Raw genomic sequence first — 16,214 nt, 5'->3', positions numbered from 1 at the left:
TGCAGACCTTCTGGTCTGTACTGTTGACCGCTTTGTTTGTTTAGTTTTGAGGGAGCAATTCCTCTGTATCATTTCGTTCTTTGAAAACTAGATAATCGTAAAAGAAGAAAACAAGAAACACCACATTAGTTTTTTCTCTCTTAATAATAAGAGAATTAACCTTTAGGTTAAGTTAGAAAGGGCGCACGGTGGATGCCTTGGCACTAGGAGCCGATGAAGGACGGTACTAACACCGATATGCTTCGGGGAGCTGTAAGTAAGCTTTGATCCGGAGATTTCCGAATGGGGGAACCCACTACTCGTAATGGAGTAGTATCTTTACCTGAATACATAGGGTATTGAAGGCACACCCGGGGAACTGAAACATCTAAGTACCCAGGAGGAAGAGAAAGCAAACGCGATTCCCTGAGTAGCGGCGAGCGAAACGGGACATAGCCCAAACCAAGAGGCTTGCCTCTTGGGGTTGTAGGACACTCAACATGGAGTTACAAAGGAACGGGGTAAATGAAGAGATCTGGAAAGGTCCGTCAAAGAAGGTAAAAACCCTGTAGTTGAAACTTCGTTCCCTCCTGAGTGGATCCTGAGTACGGCCAGACACGTGAAATCCGGTCGGAAGCAGGGAGGACCATCTCCCAAGGCTAAATACTCCCTAGTGACCGATAGTGAACCAGTACCGTGAGGGAAAGGTGAAAAGCACCCTGGAAGGGGAGTGAAATAGATCCTGAAACCGTGTGCCTACAAGTAGTCAGAGCCCGTTAATGGGTGATGGCGTGCCTTTTGTAGAATGAACCGGCGAGTTACGATTACATGCAAGGTTAAGTTGAGAAGACGGAGCCGCAGCGAAAGCGAGTCTGAATAGGGCGTATTAGTATGTGGTCGTAGACCCGAAACCAGGTGATCTACCCATGTCCAGGGTGAAGGTTGGGTAACACCAACTGGAGGCCCGAACCCACGCACGTTGAAAAGTGCGGGGATGAGGTGTGGGTAGCGGAGAAATTCCAATCGAACTTGGAGATAGCTGGTTCTCTCCGAAATAGCTTTAGGGCTAGCCTCACGTAGTAAGAGTCTTGGAGGTAGAGCACTGTTTGGACTAGGGGCCCTCATCGGGTTACCGAATTCAGACAAACTCCGAATGCCAAAGACTTATCCGTGGGAGTCAGACTGCGAGTGATAAGATCCGTAGTCAAAAGGGAAACAGCCCAGACCACCAGCTAAGGTCCCAAAGTATACGTTAAGTGGAAAAGGATGTGGAGTTGCTTAGACAACCAGGATGTTGGCTTAGAAGCAGCCACCATTTAAAGAGTGCGTAATAGCTCACTGGTCGAGTGACTCTGCGCCGAAAATGTACCGGGGCTAAACGTATCACCGAAGCTGTGGATTGACATCTACGATGTCAGTGGTAGGAGAGCGTTCTAAGGGCGTTGAAGCTAGACTGTAAGGACTGGTGGAGCGCTTAGAAGTGAGAATGCCGGTATGAGTAGCGAAAGATGGGTGAGAATCCCATCCACCGAATGACTAAGGTTTCCTGAGGAAGGCTCGTCCGCTCAGGGTTAGTCGGGACCTAAGCCGAGGCCGAAAGGCGTAGGCGATGGATAACAGGTTGATATTCCTGTACCACCTCATTATCGTTTGAGCAACGGGGGGACGCAGGAGGATAGGGTAAGCGCACTGCTGGATATGTGCGTGTAAGCAGTTAGGCTGGAAATGAGGCAAATCCCGTTTCCGTAAAGGCTGAGCTGTGATGCCGAGGGAAATATAGTACCGAAGTTCCTGATTCCACACTGCCAAGAAAAGCCTCTAGCGAGATAAAAGGTGCCCGTACCGCAAACCGACACAGGTAGTCGAGGAGAGAATCCTAAGGTGAGCGAGAGAACTCTCGTTAAGGAACTCGGCAAAATGACCCCGTAACTTCGGGAGAAGGGGTGCTCTTTTGGGTGTTAAAGCCTAGAAGAGCCGCAGTGAATAGGCCCAGGCGACTGTTTAGCAAAAACACAGGTCTCTGCAAAGCCGCAAGGCGAAGTATAGGGGCTGACGCCTGCCCGGTGCTGGAAGGTTAAGGGGAGAGGTTAGCGCAAGCGAAGCTTTGAACCGAAGCCCCAGTAAACGGCGGCCGTAACTATAACGGTCCTAAGGTAGCGAAATTCCTTGTCGGGTAAGTTCCGACCCGCACGAAAGGCGTAACGATCTGGGCACTGTCTCAACGAGAGACTCGGTGAAATTATAGTACCTGTGAAGATGCAGGTTACCCGCGACAGGACGGAAAGACCCCGTGGAGCTTTACTGTAGCCTGATATTGAATTTTGGTACAGCTTGTACAGGATAGGTAGGAGCCGTAGAAGCCGGAGCGCCAGCTTCGGTGGAGGCATCGGTGGGATACTACCCTGGCTGTATTGAAATTCTAACCCATACCCCTAATCGGGGTAGGAGACAGTGTCAGGTGGGCAGTTTGACTGGGGCGGTCGCCTCCTAAAAAGTAACGGAGGCGCCCAAAGGTTCCCTCAGAATGGTTGGAAATCATTCGTAGAGTGTAAAGGCACAAGGGAGCTTGACTGCGAGACCTACAAGTCGAGCAGGGACGAAAGTCGGGCTTAGTGATCCGGTGGTTCCGCATGGAAGGGCCATCGCTCAACGGATAAAAGCTACCCCGGGGATAACAGGCTTATCTCCCCCAAGAGTCCACATCGACGGGGAGGTTTGGCACCTCGATGTCGGCTCATCGCATCCTGGGGCTGTAGTCGGTCCCAAGGGTTGGGCTGTTCGCCCATTAAAGCGGTACGCGAGCTGGGTTCAGAACGTCGTGAGACAGTTCGGTCCCTATCCGTCGTGGGCGCAGGAAATTTGAGAGGAGCTGTCCTTAGTACGAGAGGACCGGGATGGACGCACCGCTGGTGTACCAGTTGTCTTGCCAAAGGCATAGCTGGGTAGCTATGTGCGGACGGGATAAGTGCTGAAAGCATCTAAGCATGAAGCCCCCCTCAAGATGAGATTTCCCATAGCGCAAGCTAGTAAGATCCCTGAAAGATGATCAGGTTGATAGGTCAGAGGTGGAAGCGTGGCGACATGTGGAGCTGACTGATACTAATCGATCGAGGACTTAACCAAAAAACGTTTTTCTTCTTCTACATTATCTAGTTTTGAGAGAATGAATTTTCTCAGTTAAATAGTCTGGTGGCGATAGCGAGAAGGTCACACCCGTTCCCATACCGAACACGGAAGTTAAGCTTCTCAGCGCCGATGGTAGTTGGGGGCTCTCCCCTGTGAGAGTAGGACGCTGCCGGGCTAAGCCCCTTTGGGGTTTTTATTTTGTCAATTTTTCTCAGATGGCCCCTTGGTCAAGCGGTTAAGACACCGCCCTTTCACGGCGGTAACACGGGTTCGAATCCCGTAGGGGTCACCAATATGTGGAGGATTAGCTCAGCTGGGAGAGCATCTGCCTTACAAGCAGAGGGTCGGCGGTTCGAGCCCGTCATCCTCCACCATATGCCGGTTTAGCTCAATTGGTAGAGCAACTGACTTGTAATCAGTAGGTTGGGGGTTCAAGTCCTCTAGCCGGCACCATTTTTCGAGCCATTAGCTCAGTTGGTAGAGCATCTGACTTTTAATCAGAGGGTCGAAGGTTCGAGTCCTTCATGGCTCACCATTAATATGAATATATGCGGGTGTGGCGGAATTGGCAGACGCACTAGACTTAGGATCTAGCGCCGCAAGGCGTGGGGGTTCGACTCCCTTCACCCGCACCATATATTCGCGGAAGTAGTTCAGTGGTAGAACACCACCTTGCCAAGGTGGGGGTCGCGGGTTCGAATCCCGTCTTCCGCTCCAATGATATTGCCGGGGTGGCGGAACTGGCAGACGCACAGGACTTAAAATCCTGCGGTAGGTGACTACCGTACCCGGTTCGATTCCGGTCCTCGGCACCATTTTTGTTTTGTGATAGCAAATCAAAAAAACTATATGCGCCCGTAGCTCAATTGGATAGAGCGTCTGACTACGGATCAGAAGGTTATGGGTTCGACTCCTTTCGGGCGCGCTTAATTACGGGAAGTAGCTCAGCTTGGTAGAGCACTTGGTTTGGGACCAAGGGGTCGCAGGTTCGAATCCTGTCTTCCCGACCATTAAAACTTCTCATTGTGTATGGGGTCTTAGCTCAGCTGGGAGAGCGCCTGCCTTGCACGCAGGAGGTCAGGGGTTCGATCCCCCTAGACTCCACCAAAAACATCTTAAATATAATTTTTGGCGGTGTAGCTCAGCTGGCTAGAGCGTACGGTTCATACCCGTAAGGTCGGGGGTTCGATCCCCTCCGCCGCTACCATTTTTTTGAATTTTAAGCCTCGCTGTTTAGAATTAAAAAATGCTCATGACTGTTTGAGTCTTATATGATTTATTTATATGGAGGAATACCCAAGTCCGGCTGAAGGGATCGGTCTTGAAAACCGACAGGCGGGTTAAACCGCGCGGGGGTTCGAATCCCTCTTCCTCCGCCATATTTATATCAAATTTAAAATTTTACCGTCGCGGGGTGGAGCAACGAGTGTTACTTCATTGATAAAACTGCGAGTTGTACCGATTGAGCAGCTCCTTGAGTATGCTAACTGAAATCGGGACAGCCCTTACTAAGACTTAGGGCATGAAGAAAACTTTATAAATTTTTACCGTCGCGGGGTGGAGCAGCCCGGTAGCTCGTCGGGCTCATAACCCGAAGGTCACAGGTTCAAATCCTGTCCCCGCAATATGGTCCGGTAGTTCAGTTGGTTAGAATGCCTGCCTGTCACGCAGGAGGTCGCGGGTTCGAGTCCCGTCCGGACCGCCATATTTATACCAGTAGTGATTCCTACTGTTGAAAGTAATGTGGCTCAGTAGCTCAGTCGGTAGAGCAAAGGACTGAAAATCCTTGTGTCGGCGGTTCGATTCCGTCCTGAGCCACCATGAAATTTATTTATATTTCTTTCTTATATGGAGGGGTAGCGAAGTGGCTAAACGCGGCGGACTGTAAATCCGCTCCCTCAGGGTTCGGCGGTTCGAATCCGTCCCCCTCCACCATTTATGGCGATTGTGGCGAAGTGGTTAACGCACCTGATTGTGGTTCAGGCATTCGTGGGTTCGATTCCCATCAGTCGCCCCATTTTAATAACTTTTATTGGGCTATAGCCAAGCGGTAAGGCAACGGACTTTGACTCCGTCATTCGTAGGTTCGATCCCTGCTAGCCCAGCCATTTGTATACAATAAAGCTAAGAGGTTCAAATCCCAGTCTCAAATCTGGTGTTGCCTTCAAAATTTTAAATATGCGGGTGTAGTTTAGTGGTAAAACCACAGCCTTCCAAGCTGTTGTTGTGGGTTCGATTCCCATCACCCGCTCCAAATATGGGCCTATAGCTCAGCTGGTTAGAGCGCACGCCTGATAAGCGTGAGGTCGATGGTTCGAGTCCATTTAGGCCCACTCTATATTTGCAAAGATTTAGCAAAGACAGTGATAGAATTATGTCGTAGCTAAGTGGAGATAATCCTATAAGGTGCGAAATATTAAGAAAGGGTAAAGCCGTATGGCTTTACCCTTTCTTTTTCTGTGATAAAGGATGGAGCATAAAATAACCATTGTGAAAAAGAATCTACCAATATAAAGATAAAGTAGGTAAGGTAAAAAACGACACCTAAAAGTATACTAGGTGCCGTTTTACTATATAGATATTTTTGAAAATCTCAACATTATTACATTTGTGAGTCTATGAAAGGAAGCTCGATAATAAATTCAGTTCCATTTTCGTTACTGTTCGCCTGAATTGAGCCATGATGGTTCTCGACTATTTTTTGAGACACTGATAAACCTAGTCCAGTACCAATATCCTTAGTAGAAAAGAATGGTTCGAATATATGAGTAAGAACAGAAGCGTCGATTCCTTTTCCATTATCACTAAAGATAAATTGAACGTGGGAGTTAGCTAGTTTGGTTTTGATTTTAATGTTTAGCGGCTTATTCCCTTTAGCCTGCATGGAATTTTGAAATAAATTGATAAATACCTGCAACAATTCTTCACGATTACAATGGATGGAAAGATTTTTTGTTGCAGGATGAATGTCTACGTTTATTTCAATATTGTGAAGCAATGCTTCACTTTCGAGAAATTTCCATAGGTAGTCAACAAGGAAATGTTGCACCTGTATAATTTCAAATTCTTTTGCCGCAGGCTTTGCGATTCTCAAGAAATCAGTAATGATTTTATTAGCACGGTCAATTTCTGGAATTAATAAACTGGAGAAAAGTTGCGATGTTTTTGGATCAACATCTTTTTCAAGAAACTGTAAATATCCTCTAACGGTTGTTAACGGATTTCTTATTTCATGTGCAATACCTGCTGCAATTCGACCCGCAAGACCCTGTTTTTCAGCCTGTTTTATTTTTTCCTCCATTAAATACCGATCAGTAATGTCCCTGAACTTTGCGAAAGCTCCGACCACTTTTCCTTCCTCATAGATGGGTTGGGCATCTAATAAACAGACTACTGGTTTTCCGGCAGAGTTATTAAATTTCAGTTCTACATTTTCAAATATTTCTTCACATTCAATTACGCGTTTAAAATGATTTCCAATAAAAGCGGACTTATATATGCTCGTTCCTAAATCAGATTTTCTACTTAAGTTTAATATTTTTTCAGCAACCGTATTAATATCTGTTGTAATACCCGCTTCATCTGTAATGACGATCCCATTTTTTGATTTGCTTAACATAACTTGATTCATGATACTAAGGGTTCGATTTTGTTTTCTTAGTAACAGTTCTCTTTCAATTGAATCTACAACCTGAGATAGCATAGATAAAAATAGGGGATTTTGATAAGCAATGGGCATCATAATACCAACACTACCAAGTAAATTATTTTCATCCGTATAATGGAATGGTGCACCATAACAAGCAATTTCATGAAGAAACTTATGATAATGATCTTCGCCTATTAATCTTACAGGATGTCTTTGCTCTAATGCCAAGCTAACTACGTTAGTACCCATGTCTTCCCTGGAAAAACGACATCCCAATTTTATTCCTAATTGCTCTACGGTTGCCTTTATAGTTTCGTCACCAACTGTATCTAATAAATATCCTTCAGAATCAGAGATGGCAATTAATAAAGGGGTTCCTTTTAAGGAATCCAAAAGTTTATAGGAGAAAAAACTAACAACAGATAAAATCTCATTGTAAGCCTTTCTTTTGATGAAAAGTTCTTGTTCCGTCATAATTTTTTTTGGAAACGTTATTTCATTAGGATTCATTCCACTTTCTTCACACATTTTATTTGATTGCGATATATAGTTTGGTTCTTTTTCAGTCATCCTGTAGACTCCTCAACGTTGTCAGAAATACAATATTGCTTTATTTATTAATAAAAGATAAATGTATTATATACTTTATAAAAATACCAATACAATTATAACAAATAGAATGGTTATATGAACAAAGGAATTAATGGTTGAAATGAAAGCGACAAGGAGTAGAGGGGCAAAATTGACCATAAATAAAGGATATAGGGAAGACCATGCTTTTGGACATGATTTTTCCTGTATCCTTTTTGAAAGATAAGAAAGTATAAAATTTTGATGGGTGTCCAGCTCCAGGCGCCATCGGCTCGAGGTCACAAGCCAATCCGTCCAAAAGGTTAAAGAACAACCTTTCGGCCAGCTCGTCTTGTGCTTGTCGCCGATAGGCGGGCGCCTTGCGCTTTTGTTCTGTTAATGATTATATATCTCGAAGGGCACTTTCGACATTTTGATAACCGCCATGATCTTTCCTATCTGGTTCGTCCGTTTCCACCGTCCAATTTTGGTTTAATGGTGCTAGTTCACCATTATTATTCTTCATAAATGGAGTATGAATATGATAGGTTTTGTCACCTTTTTTAGCTGAATAGCCAATGTAGTATTGATTACCTTGGCCATGTTCTTCAAACACTCCGATATCATCTAAACCAAATTGTTGAAGATAGGGCTGAAAGGACTGCTGCAATTGATTGATGATTTGCTCTCTTGATAAGTATTCCATTTCATTCACTCCTCCTATGATCCTCTCTTTAATATGGCTAATTTTAGTAATATTAAACGAGGTATTTCTAAGAAGTTGTTATTGTACTGAAATGTCGTATTCCACTCTTTTACTAACATTGTCAATATTTTTAAATAATATTTGAGAAAGTTGTATTAGAGTGAAGAATAAGTCATTCATGGTAAGGGAGAAGGAAAATGAATCATAGCAAAATATTATTACAGCGACAGGCGATTAAAAATCTTGTGTTCAAAAATCGCTATGTTTGTGCACCCTTTGATATATCGAAAGCAACACAGGATGGGCTTATTACGGAGGAATTATTGTCCATATATGAGCAGCGCAAAGGGCCAGCCTTAATTGTCGTTGAACAGGCGGCTATTAATCGAGCAGGGCAATATCGAGAGAAACTTGTATATGTGGACCGTGATGAATGCATCGAGGGGTTGGTGAAGCTTGCTGATGTTATCCATAAAAATGAACAAATTGCGGTTGTTCAAATTAATCACGCAGGGAGTGCTGCCGACCCTGTGTTAACGGGTATGGAGGCAGTCGCTCCATCCGCAGTGATGCATCCAGTTTTGCAGCGTTCGATGCCAAGAGCCTTAACCATTGAGGAAATTCAAGTGATCAAGATTGAGTTTGTTAAGGCTGCCCTTCGTGTAAAGAAGGCAGGATTTGATGGGGTAGAAATCCACAACTGTCACGGCTTTTTATTGTCCCAATTTTTATCACCATTGACGAATTTTCGAGACGATGAATATGGCGGCAGTCTTGAAAATCGCAGTCGACTTTTACTTGAAATTGTAACAGAAATTCGAAGATCAGTAGGAGCGGATTTTCTCCTGTTAGTCCGTTTAGGGCTGGATGATCTATTGCCAGGTGGGCTGACATTAAATGAAGGCTGCTTTGTTGCGAAAATGCTAGAGGAAGCAGGTATTGATATTCTTGATGTATCAACGGGCTTAATGCCACCGTTACGCCTGCCTGGACAGGCCATGCTAAGAGAAATGATTCGTACTGTTAAAAGTAACATTGGGATTCCCGTTATCGGAAGCCGGTGAATTAGAGAATATTGACATCGCAACTGAAATGGTCGAAAAGGGCGAGATTGACTTTATCGGTCTAGCGAGAACCATCATGGTTCAGCCTAATTTTGTTGAAGGGTTAATTAGGAAAATTGAGATGCAAAATGATAGGAAGGTAGAAGTTTAGTTTAGGATTGACGGTTTTAACGAAAAACTAATAAACCAAAAAGAGTAACGAGGTCAAAAAACCTCATTACTCTTTTTCTTTTACATCGTTATATCTGTTTCCGTTGGTGGTGTTAATCGCTGTTTTCTTGATTTTTTAAAGTAAAGCAGTTCATAAATACATGGGATGACTATCAAGGTTAGGAGCGTCGCCAACGCCAGTCCACCGATAACAACAATAGCTAGGCTTTGTGATACTAAGCTTCCGGTTTCGGCTTTCTTAAACAGCAGTGGGAGCATTGCGCAAATTGTGGCAACTGCTGTCATTAAAATAGGCCTCATTCTTGTTGCTGTTGCTTCAATGAGCGCATCACGTAGGATCATCGTTTGTTCATTTTGTCTGACTCGATCTAAAAGGACAATCGCGTTGGTGACGACGATTCCAATTAACATTAGAGCGCCGAGAAGTGCGGTAATATCAACCGAAATTCGACTAATTAAGATTCCTAAAATCGCTCCAATTGCCGCAAGTGGTAACGAGGAAAGAATCGCAATGGGCGCTTTGATTGATTTGAACGTGATAACCATGATTAAAAACACGATTCCGATTGAAACGAGCATGATTAAAAACAAATCAGTAAAATCATCAGCTTGCTGCGTGCTTGCACCGCCAACAAGTACCTCCACATCCTTTGGTAAATTAATGCCTTTTTTATCTTTTTGATCACCAAAGATTTCTAAATTGACCTTGCTGGCAATTTCCGATAGTTTTGCAGGATCGACAGAGGCCGTTACTTGTAGGTATGTTTCTCCATCCTTATGGAACTGGTTTGTTGAGCTTTCTTCGCTTTTTAATGAAGCAATCTGTGATAACGGTAACATTCCAGCTTCGGTCATTATTGGGATGTCGTTTAGGTCTTTGGATGTTTTTGTTTCTAGCAGAGGCTCTAATACGACTGTGGTTTGTTTATCATCTAACGATATCGTTCCAATTGGTGTTTGATTCAACATGACTCCGAGCTGCTGAGCAATTTGTTCCGTATTACCTTTTGCTGGATCCACTGTCAACGAGTACACGGTTTTCTTTTCATCTTGGTTAGTCGTTACTTTTTCAACACCATCAATATCTTTTATCTTTTCCTTGACGGTATTGGCGACTTTTTCAAGATTATCAATATTATCCCCAATGACATCAATCGTGATATTGGTGCTTGCCCCACCCATCATAAAAGAAGAAGAGGCTACTTCTAATACTGCATCTGGGTACTGCTCTTTTTTCTTTTCAATTTCCTTTAAGATTTTATCGGTATCTTCTTTATCCTTTAATAAAATGCTTAAGGTTGCCTCAGTTGGAGATCCAATCCAGCCAAATTGGGCCGTATCAGCAGAAGAGCCGATTTGGGTGAATACATCATTTACTTCATCCATTTCTCTGACTGCTTTTTCAAGTTCAATCGCTTTTTCTTTTACCGTTTCAAACGGTGTTTCATTTGGATAGCTGAGTGTCGTAGTGACATAGTCAGCGGAAGAATTGTCAACTGCACCCTTAGGAATTGTAAAATAGGCGCCAATCGATCCACCAAAGAGCAGGATCGAAATCGTGAATACAATCCATTTATGGTTTAATGACCAAGTGACAAGTTTTGGAAAGCTAACTGCAGGCTTGTGTTCTGGAACTTTGGTGTTTTTCAACAATCCAGCACTCATTAATGGAACAACGGTTAAGGCAACGAGTAGGGATGCCAGTAAGGAATAGGTTACCGTAAGAGCAAAGGGTAATAAAAATTCTTGAAGGCCACCATTTAATAGGCTCATTGGTAAGAAAACAGCAACCGTGGTTAAGGTTGAAGCAGTAATTGCTACACCCACTTGTTTCGTTGCATCAATAACCATACCTACTGAAAATTTTTCGGTTTGCATTTTCCGATAGATATTTTCAATCACAACAATACTGTCATCTACAAGGCGTCCAACGGCAACGGCCACGCCGCCGAGTGTTAAAATATTTAAAGTTACACCAGACCATGAAAGCAAGAACAAGGTAATGCAAAGTGACAATGGGATGGAGACAATTGTAATAAAAGTCGTACGGATATTTCGTAAGAAAATCATAATAACAATCGTCGCAAATAAGGCCCCGAGAAGAACCTCTTTCATCATCGTTTGCACGGATGTTTCAACCATATCCGCAGATGCAACGTAAATTGTAGCCTCCTGCTGGTCGTATTTTTTGTTGATCTCTTTTGTCACTTTTTCAATGTCTTTACTAATGGATACCGCGTTCGAATTGCTATCCTTTGTAATACCAATTTCTATTGCTTCTTTTCCATTAAATCGGCTGATAACATTAGTGTTTTTCACTTCTTTAATCGATGAGATGTCCTTAAGTGCAACGTTAGGAGCGACCGAAAGACTCTTTAACTTTTCAATACTAGTTAAGTCCCCAAGTACTTTAATATTGCTCGTTTTCCCATCAATTATTTCTTCCCCAATGGCAACTGCAGAGTTTTGGCCTTGAAGAATCCCCATTACTTCTTGGAGGGTCACTTGATTTTCTGCTAATTTGGTATTATCGATTTTGACAGATATAACCGTGTCACCAATACCATATGTAGCCACCTGTGCCACTCCGTCTATGTCTTTATATAATGGTTCAATTTTATCCTTAATGAAATCGATATTTTTCTGTGTTAAGCCATCTTCAAAGGTGATGGCAATATTTGAAATCGGAATCATGGAAGTATTAAGCTGAGACACGATTGGTTTTGATATGTATGGAGGCAACGCGATGTTTGATAATGCCTCTTGAACATCTTGTTTTGCTTGCTTCATATCTGAACCCGATTCAAAAAAGAGATCTACTTTCGAAAATCCGTCACCAGTAGTAGAATATATTGACTTTTTCCCTTAATTCCCGTGACAGCCTGTTCGATTGGGGTGGTCACCCCTGCTTCCATCGTTTTGGAATCTGTTCCATGCCCCATCGAAATAATCGTTACCTGAGGGTTATCAGCAGATGGTAAGAACTCCATCGGTAAGCGAAAGTAACTTACAATCCCAATGGCTAACACCAAAATCGTCATTAATGAAACCGCCGATTTGTTTTTAAAAGCCCATTTAGTAAAAATTGACAAAGGTTCCTCTCCTCCTTGAAATAAATGTAAAATCGAGTTATATGATAGCACATATGATGTAAAAATTGTTAAAAAATTACAATTTTTACAATCGTTTGTGAATGAGCATTCGCTCACCTCCCAAAATTATTCGTTGCACACTTGGAAGCTTTTTTTAGCTACCCTCACTTTTATTTAATTGTTACAGTAAATATTACATAATTTTCTAGATTTGTAGAGACTTAACTTTTTCTCAGACTTGAGGCTTAGCTGATTTCATTCTAGGGAAGGATATTAAATTTTTAGTGATAGTTTAGGGGTGAGATCGATTTAGTATCTTTATTTTGTTGTTTTTTTCCAAAAGGCTATAATTAATATAGTAGAAAAACAAAAAAAGAAAGTTTAATCTATATTACAGGAGTGTTTTTAATGGATTTGATATTGCAAGGGAAGAATATTTTAATTACAGGCGGATCCAAGGGAATAGGTAAGGTAATTGCTGAGGTTTTACTAGAAGAAGGGGCAAATGTATCGATTGCTGCCCGTGATCTTGAGGTATTAAAAAAAGCAAAAGAGGATTTAGGAGGGAAAGTATCGATTTTTCAAGTGGATGTGACAAAGGCAGATCAACGTGAAAAGCTGATGCAGGATTTTATTGAAGAAAAGGGCTCAATCGATGTGCTTATTAATAACGCTGGTGGGAGCAATGGTGGATTAGCAGCGGAAACGCCAATGGAATTATTTTATGAAGCAATGGAGCTTAACTATTTTTCAGCGGTTCATTTAAGCAAGCTGGCAGCTGAGAAGATGAAACAAACGAGAAGCGGATCGATAATTAATATTACTTCTGTTTTCGGTAGAGAGAGTGGCGGAAAGGTAACCTATAATAATGCCAAAGCAGCCTTGATTAGCTTCACAAAGTCGTTTGCTGATGAAATGATTCCGTTTGGGATTCGTGTAAACAGTGTCGCCCAGGGAGCATTCTTCATGATACAGGAAATTGGAAAAGACGTCTGGAAGAGGATCCAGTCGGAATCATGCAATTCGTCGAAAATGAAATTCCAGCAGGGCGCTTTGGAACCTCTGAAGAAATTGCGAATGTCGTGGCGTTCCTAGCATCAGAAAAAGCGTTCTGGATTGTTGGCGCTAGCATTAATGTTGATGGTGGCCAATCGAAGATGAATTTTTAGGCTGGCTGAGTAGTTTGGAAAGCTGGGCACTAAAGCTATATTCAAAATTAAAAAGCACACAGGTTTTTCTAAAACAGAAGAACCTGTGTGCTTTATTTATTAGTCGTTCAAGATTATCGAACGAACGCAATAATACCTTCATCATCATCTAAAACGAGTTCAATTCCGGCAAATGGGTCTCTGTGCAAATATTCATCAAGCCACAACCGTAAAGCCTCAATAAGGTTTGCCGCAATTAGAACTTGCTTGCGGTCATGAACGTATGCCTCAGCTGAAAAGCCGTAGTCATCATCAAACAATAGTTCAACTTCCACCTCTTCTGGCTTCACCTGTTTTTTGCGGGAGATATAGACACAAACAGCGTTAATGATGTCCTGTTCTGAAATGATTAGTTTCTCCACTGGGAATGAGCCTCTTTTTTCTTCTTATCGTTAAAGAAGGAGAAAACTTTACGAATCAAGGAAATTAAAATGAAAATCGCTAGAACATTTACCATCAAGCCTAAAATTGAACCTAAAAAGCCCATACTTCCAAATAGGCTACCAAATAGTAAGCCAGCAAGTCCACCTAGCATTAAACCTTTCATTAGTCCGCCTGGTTTAAACATACCTTTGGTTGTAGTTCTTGTTGATTTATTTGTAGTCGTGGAACTATTCTGTTTCTTTTGGAATAAAGAATTATTGTTGGTAGTACCACTGTTATTCGTGCTGAAACTTCTTTTACCAGATTTGTAGCCTCTTGCTTCTACTGTTGTTGAGTGATCTTGAAACACGTAGCTTCCGACAGGGAAAAAATAAGCGCTGCCGTAAGGATTGCTGCTAAAAATTTCTTCAATGAGATTTCCCTCCAAGATTTTAATATAAAAGAAGTGCAAATATAACAAACGCGAAATTTACACTTATTTTAATTTATCATGTATTTACGATTCAAAACAAAAAAAGTTTCAACTTTTACTAGTTTTATAGTCAATATATTTTACCAAGATTCTTATAAAAAAAAACATGCCCTTACTCGATTGAGTAGGGCTCATTAATGTTTTGTTAAAATCTCTTTTATCACATTAGGGGCTAAATTATGCAGACGACTTAATTCATCAATCGCATAATTGACTGTATATCTATTATCAATAAAAATAGTAAATTCTTCTTTAATTTTATTAATTGAATTCATTAACTCAATTGTCCTATTACTCAAGGGCATCAATCCTTTTTTGTTTTTAATTATATATACCTGAGGGGCCTAAATGGAGTGAAAAGTATGACAACATTAATAAAGAAAATATTTCCTTTTGTAATATGGAAAACTCTTGCAATAGAATGGGTTGCAAACCTTGCTGTTGTAATATTTTTCGCTGTTTCGCCATCAGAAAATAAATTGCGTGACAAGGCAAATTGTTCACTGATAGTTAACAATTTCTACCGCTGTAAATTTGTTGAGTTGTTCGAATTCATTATATAAAGGAGATGATTGCATGAATCTGTCAAAATCTGAAAGACTAATCTTGATAAATCAGTTTTTAATTCTTGAAAAATTTAATCCCGAAGAAGAAAAAATGTACGCTTTAAATAGAAAAATCCTTGAAAATGGTTTTGTCCAAAACTACAATGAACTATTTGAATGGATTCCGGACAATGTCCCAGTTGCTATCACACAGGAGGTTTGGGATATATTAAAAATGTATCATTCCCTCAATCTTTCTTTTCATGCGCTAGAAGATCATGGTGATCTTAAAAAGGAAAACGTAAAGTTCCGTGGATTCGATGGACAACTTGAAGCAATTTATATGTCCTATGCTAAATTCGTGCTGCATGATTTAGATAAATATGATGAAATTAAAGACAATGCTAAATATCCAAACTATCAAACAGACGGGCCAATGCTGGACAAATATAGACGAATGTTAGCTGTTTGGAAAGGTATTTCTGGTAAGGAACATCATGAGTTAACGTTGGCGGAAATTAGGGATGTAATTGGGGCATAAGAATTGCTTCAAGTATAGAATATAAAAAAGGCGAAACCTAGTTACATCAAAGGTTTCGCCTTTTTTTAAATACGTCCCAGAGAGGATTTGAACCTCCGACCTACAGCTTAGGAGGCTGTCGCTCTATCCTGCTGAGCTACTGGGACATAGAACTTAATTATAAAACACTTAGTATGAATGGTCAAAAGGACAATTTTTTAGGTTTTTTGGCTGAAAATTATTTAAGAAGTATGTGAACGAAAAAGATTGAGAACGATATAAAATGTAAAGGAGGTTGCAAGATGAGTTCAGATCTTTTTAATGATAACAAAGGTGATGACAAGGAAGTTCTAAAAGAAGTAATCCAAAACTCAATCGAGGTGGAAGAGGATTTAATGCGAACCTACTTGATCACGGCAGAGCGAATTCATGATGATGATGAGTTGAAGGACCGTCTCGAAAATTTTGCCGAAGGAAATGCGAAAAGAACGAAACAATTGATTGATGAACTGAGTGAAATGAAAGAGAACTAAGCATGAGCTGTGTGGATTGGACTAATCCCACAGCTTTCCTAATGTAACTGAATGTGTTCAAAGAATACTAATCGTCAATAATTCCAAAAATTATAATTGCATCCTGATGTATTATGTTGTTATACTATTCTAGTATGATAATATGGTAACGCACTAAAGGATATAATAAATAATTTATTAGGCGAAGGTGGGTAT

At 41.4% G+C, this 16,214-nt stretch carries 8 protein-coding genes, 21 tRNA genes, 2 rRNA genes and 2 pseudogenes; 27 read left to right on the top strand and 6 right to left on the bottom strand.

Annotation, left to right across the window (positions count from 1 at the left end; genetic code table 11):
* Positions 1-165: 165 nt before the first annotated feature.
* From RGF10_RS21890 to RGF10_RS21785, 22 genes are all read left to right on the top strand, one after another.
* A 23S ribosomal RNA gene (locus tag RGF10_RS21890) occupies positions 166-3,102 on the top strand.
* Positions 3,103-3,164: 62 nt separating this feature from the next.
* Positions 3,165-3,280, top strand: a 5S ribosomal RNA gene (gene rrf, locus RGF10_RS21885).
* Positions 3,281-3,322: 42 nt separating this feature from the next.
* A tRNA-Glu gene (locus RGF10_RS21880) sits at positions 3,323-3,397 on the top strand.
* Between the two features lie 6 nt (positions 3,398-3,403).
* Positions 3,404-3,479 (top strand) — tRNA-Val (locus RGF10_RS21875).
* A 3-nt stretch (positions 3,480-3,482) separates the two neighbouring features.
* Positions 3,483-3,558 (top strand) — tRNA-Thr (locus tag RGF10_RS21870).
* A gap of 6 nt (positions 3,559-3,564) precedes the next feature.
* A tRNA-Lys gene (locus RGF10_RS21865) sits at positions 3,565-3,640 on the top strand.
* 15 nt (positions 3,641-3,655) lie between these two features.
* Positions 3,656-3,740 (top strand) — tRNA-Leu (locus RGF10_RS21860).
* Between the two features lie 7 nt (positions 3,741-3,747).
* Positions 3,748-3,822: transfer RNA gene (locus RGF10_RS21855), tRNA-Gly, on the top strand.
* 8 nt (positions 3,823-3,830) lie between these two features.
* Positions 3,831-3,920, top strand: a tRNA-Leu gene (locus tag RGF10_RS21850).
* A gap of 36 nt (positions 3,921-3,956) precedes the next feature.
* Positions 3,957-4,030 (top strand) — tRNA-Arg (locus tag RGF10_RS21845).
* 8 nt (positions 4,031-4,038) lie between these two features.
* A tRNA-Pro gene (locus tag RGF10_RS21840) sits at positions 4,039-4,115 on the top strand.
* Between the two features lie 21 nt (positions 4,116-4,136).
* Positions 4,137-4,212, top strand: a tRNA-Ala gene (locus RGF10_RS21835).
* 23 nt (positions 4,213-4,235) lie between these two features.
* Positions 4,236-4,312 (top strand) — tRNA-Met (locus RGF10_RS21830).
* 79 nt (positions 4,313-4,391) lie between these two features.
* Positions 4,392-4,484 (top strand) — tRNA-Ser (locus RGF10_RS21825).
* Positions 4,485-4,656: 172 nt separating this feature from the next.
* Positions 4,657-4,730, top strand: a tRNA-Met gene (locus RGF10_RS21820).
* 3 nt (positions 4,731-4,733) lie between these two features.
* Positions 4,734-4,810 (top strand) — tRNA-Asp (locus RGF10_RS21815).
* Between the two features lie 40 nt (positions 4,811-4,850).
* Positions 4,851-4,926, top strand: a tRNA-Phe gene (locus RGF10_RS21810).
* A 29-nt stretch (positions 4,927-4,955) separates the two neighbouring features.
* Positions 4,956-5,040, top strand: a tRNA-Tyr gene (locus tag RGF10_RS21805).
* Positions 5,041-5,046: 6 nt separating this feature from the next.
* Positions 5,047-5,122: transfer RNA gene (locus tag RGF10_RS21800), tRNA-His, on the top strand.
* A gap of 16 nt (positions 5,123-5,138) precedes the next feature.
* Positions 5,139-5,213 (top strand) — tRNA-Gln (locus RGF10_RS21795).
* 72 nt (positions 5,214-5,285) lie between these two features.
* A tRNA-Gly gene (locus RGF10_RS21790) sits at positions 5,286-5,359 on the top strand.
* A 5-nt stretch (positions 5,360-5,364) separates the two neighbouring features.
* Positions 5,365-5,438: transfer RNA gene (locus tag RGF10_RS21785), tRNA-Ile, on the top strand.
* A 269-nt stretch (positions 5,439-5,707) separates the two neighbouring features.
* Here RGF10_RS21785 and RGF10_RS21780 read toward each other — a convergent pair.
* A complete protein-coding gene (locus RGF10_RS21780) occupies positions 5,708-7,324 on the bottom strand; it encodes an ATP-binding protein (protein WP_318505741.1) in 1,617 nt (538 codons plus the stop codon).
* A 403-nt stretch (positions 7,325-7,727) separates the two neighbouring features.
* Positions 7,728-8,030, bottom strand: coding sequence for a DUF5634 family protein (locus tag RGF10_RS21775; RefSeq protein ID WP_318505739.1), 303 nt, complete (start codon positions 8,028-8,030; stop codon positions 7,728-7,730).
* 197 nt (positions 8,031-8,227) lie between these two features.
* On the opposite strand from RGF10_RS21775, the gene RGF10_RS21770 reads away from it, so the two are divergent.
* On the top strand, positions 8,228-9,094 hold the full coding sequence (locus tag RGF10_RS21770; protein WP_318505737.1) for an NADH:flavin oxidoreductase: 867 nt from the start codon (positions 8,228-8,230) through the stop codon (positions 9,092-9,094).
* Positions 9,066-9,245 (top strand): hypothetical protein, encoded by a 180-nt coding sequence (locus tag RGF10_RS21765; protein ID WP_318505736.1) that lies wholly within the window; start codon positions 9,066-9,068, stop codon positions 9,243-9,245. The genes RGF10_RS21770 and RGF10_RS21765 overlap by 29 nt, the downstream gene beginning before the upstream one ends.
* An 80-nt stretch (positions 9,246-9,325) precedes the next feature.
* Here the strand turns inward: RGF10_RS21765 and RGF10_RS21760 are convergent.
* A pseudogene (locus RGF10_RS21760) lies at positions 9,326-12,357 on the bottom strand (efflux RND transporter permease subunit).
* 408 nt (positions 12,358-12,765) lie between these two features.
* Between RGF10_RS21760 and RGF10_RS21755 the strand changes: the two are divergent.
* A pseudogene (locus RGF10_RS21755) lies at positions 12,766-13,526 on the top strand (SDR family NAD(P)-dependent oxidoreductase).
* 113 nt (positions 13,527-13,639) lie between these two features.
* Here RGF10_RS21755 and RGF10_RS21750 read toward each other — a convergent pair.
* Both RGF10_RS21750 and RGF10_RS21745 read right to left on the bottom strand, forming a co-directional pair.
* On the bottom strand, positions 13,640-13,927 hold the full coding sequence (locus tag RGF10_RS21750; protein ID WP_318505734.1) for a YxcD family protein: 288 nt from the start codon (positions 13,925-13,927) through the stop codon (positions 13,640-13,642).
* A complete protein-coding gene (locus RGF10_RS21745; RefSeq protein WP_318505733.1) occupies positions 13,915-14,298 on the bottom strand; it encodes a hypothetical protein in 384 nt (127 codons plus the stop codon). Before RGF10_RS21745 ends, RGF10_RS21750 begins: the two co-directional genes overlap by 13 nt.
* 699 nt (positions 14,299-14,997) lie before the next feature.
* Between RGF10_RS21745 and RGF10_RS21740 the strand changes: the two genes are divergently transcribed.
* On the top strand, positions 14,998-15,507 hold the full coding sequence (locus tag RGF10_RS21740) for a YfbU family protein (protein ID WP_318505731.1): 510 nt from the start codon (positions 14,998-15,000) through the stop codon (positions 15,505-15,507).
* A gap of 72 nt (positions 15,508-15,579) precedes the next feature.
* On the opposite strand, the gene RGF10_RS21735 is transcribed toward RGF10_RS21740, so the two are convergent.
* Positions 15,580-15,653 (bottom strand) — tRNA-Arg (locus tag RGF10_RS21735).
* 135 nt (positions 15,654-15,788) lie between these two features.
* On the opposite strand from RGF10_RS21735, the gene RGF10_RS21730 reads away from it, so the two are divergent.
* Complete coding sequence (locus tag RGF10_RS21730) at positions 15,789-16,019, top strand: hypothetical protein (protein WP_318505729.1); 231 nt, start codon at positions 15,789-15,791, stop codon at positions 16,017-16,019.
* The last annotated feature ends 195 nt before the right edge of the window (positions 16,020-16,214 follow it).

Origin of the sequence: Bacillus sp. T3, from assembly GCF_033449965.1 — a bacterium.
Lineage (GTDB): Bacteria > Bacillota > Bacilli > Bacillales > Cytobacillaceae > Bacillus_BU.
The sequence above is the reverse complement of the archived record's forward strand: the minus strand, read 5'-3'. Positions and strand labels throughout refer to the sequence as shown.

Bases quoted from the DNA above. Each gene is read 5' to 3' on its own strand.
- RGF10_RS21740 (WP_318505731.1), top strand. From the start codon at position 14,998: ATGAATCTGTCAAAATCTGAAAGACTAATCTTGATAAATCAGTTTTTA.
- RGF10_RS21770 (WP_318505737.1), top strand. From the start codon at position 8,228: ATGAATCATAGCAAAATATTATTACAGCGACAGGCGATTAAAAATCTT.
- RGF10_RS21730 (WP_318505729.1), top strand. From the start codon at position 15,789: ATGAGTTCAGATCTTTTTAATGATAACAAAGGTGATGACAAGGAAGTT.
- RGF10_RS21780 (WP_318505741.1), bottom strand. From the start codon at position 7,324: ATGACTGAAAAAGAACCAAACTATATATCGCAATCAAATAAAATGTGT.
- RGF10_RS21775 (WP_318505739.1), bottom strand. From the start codon at position 8,030: ATGGAATACTTATCAAGAGAGCAAATCATCAATCAATTGCAGCAGTCC.